Origin of the sequence: Halococcus thailandensis JCM 13552 (assembly GCF_000336715.1) — an archaeon.
Classification (GTDB): domain Archaea; phylum Halobacteriota; class Halobacteria; order Halobacteriales; family Halococcaceae; genus Halococcus; species Halococcus thailandensis.
Genome location: NZ_AOMF01000047.1, coordinates 1 through 1,893 on the forward strand (window position 1 = coordinate 1; position 1,893 = coordinate 1,893).

Sequence of the window (1,893 nt, forward strand, 5' to 3'; positions counted from 1 at the left end):
GGGTCGCCGAAAATCGAACCGACCCCACCACCCACCACAGGGACCTATAACGGTGTCTAGGGGGACCCCACCCGGCACCTCTCACCTCGCGGTGGGACCGACCGATCTAGTCTGGTGGCGGTCCTCTATCCTCGTCGCGCCGGAAGTCTCCCGACGCAGCCGACACCCAGTCCTCGACGATCGGATCCCACGCCATCAGTGACCAGTCCTCCTCGAGCGCACTGCCGTCACGATCGTCGCCGCCCGGATCGCGTGGATCGAGATCGACGTCGGCGCTAGATCCGTACCGCCGCGACCCCGACGGCAGGAACGACAGCGAGCCACGACCGAGGTACGCACTGATGTAGTGCGCCGCGTTCCGTGCGTCCACCCGCCGGATGTCCACCACCCGGCCGAGGCCGACGCGCTCGGCCAACTGCGACAGTTCCCGCTGCGGCAGGAACCGATCCACGAGCAGGTGCAGGTGCGGCCGGTCCCGCTCGTCTCCCTCGTGCCGCACCCACAGATACGACAGGTTTGGATAGCGGTCCCTCAGTTCCGTCCTCAGCGCGTTCCACCGATCGGTGATGTACTCGTGCTTCTCCTCCTTCGACGCGGGCGCTCTGCGGTCCACTGTGAGCGTCAGGAACCGACGCATCTCCGGGCGCTCCTCCGTGATCCGTTCTATCTCCTCGATCAGTCCCATCCTCAGCCGGTGGCCGCAACACTCGCAGTCCCACGAACCGCAACGGTACGACGCCTGTTCCCCCGATTCTGTCTGGTACTTCAGGTGCGCCAAGTCCTTCCGGCAGTCCGGCCGCTCCCGATCCGGCCCGCAATCCCAGTCCCGACCGAGCCGTGACTGCTCATCCAACTCGACCTCGCCGTCGACGGGATCCGCGCTCACTCCGACCACCCCGACCGACGCGATCGCGAGCTGCTCCACGAGTGGCCCGACAGCACGTCCGGCCCAGCTGGGGCGGCACTATCCGACGACCGCGACGAAGACGAGCCGGTGGCACCGCACCGCACCATAGCCACCGGCACGTCTTCTACCGCACCGCACGGTGGAACGCCTGAATTGGCGAAGCATAGCGGCTCTTGAGTTGTTCTAACTAGCGTCGAGTAAAGACCGCACCGCCGCCGCACCGCCACCGCACAAGATAGCCCCCTCCCGCCGGTCGGGGGCGTGCGGATCGGGCGGCCCTCGAGCCGGGTACGCCGGCTCTCGGGCAAATCAAGATCGCCCGATCCTTGCGGTGGATCGGCGCTTAGTCGTCCAGACCGAGCGTTTCCGTGAACCGTCGAAACACTTACTGACTCGGCTGAGAGAGGACAGAGCGAGGACGAACCCTCCGGCCAAGAGGTTTCCACCGGGCGATTCTGCCACAAATCGCGTCCGGTGGAATCGTCCGTCGCCCGGGCCTTCTCCGGGCATTCACTCACGTTGCGTAGCTTTGACTGCGACGAGAACGACTAGCCCCTTAAAGAATACTGACCTTTCACCCCGGCAGAACATCTACCTATCCCGATACTACCAACACGCCCACATATTGTTATTAGCAGTTCTAACCATAGCCAGACAGAACCCGAAACCGCATGACAGCGCAGGGGTCGCCGATCGCCCCGGAGTATCACCCATCACAACTTACCGCCGTCTTGCGATTCTTCCCCCTGTCGAATCCCGGCCCTATCCGTACAATCGCAGGACGGCGTAAGGATACCCCTGTCTGAACCGCCACAACTTACCGCCGTCTTGCGATTCTCCCACCACAATCACTCGCCCCTCCGCTCCCTAATCGCAGGACGGCGCAAGGGTCGCCGAAAATCGAACCGACCCCACCACCCACCACAGGGACCTATAACGGTGTCTAGGGGGACCCCACCCGGCACCTCTCACCTCGCGGTGGGACC

Annotated in this window: 1 protein-coding gene; it reads right to left on the reverse strand. The window is 64.3% G+C overall.

What is annotated here, in order from left to right; translation table 11 throughout:
- Nucleotides 1-106: 106 nt before the first annotated feature.
- Entirely contained in the window at nt 107-925 is an 819-nt protein-coding gene (locus C451_RS02260) for a rolling circle replication-associated protein (RefSeq protein WP_004045523.1), read from the reverse strand.
- Between the last annotated feature and the right edge of the window lie 968 nt (nt 926-1,893).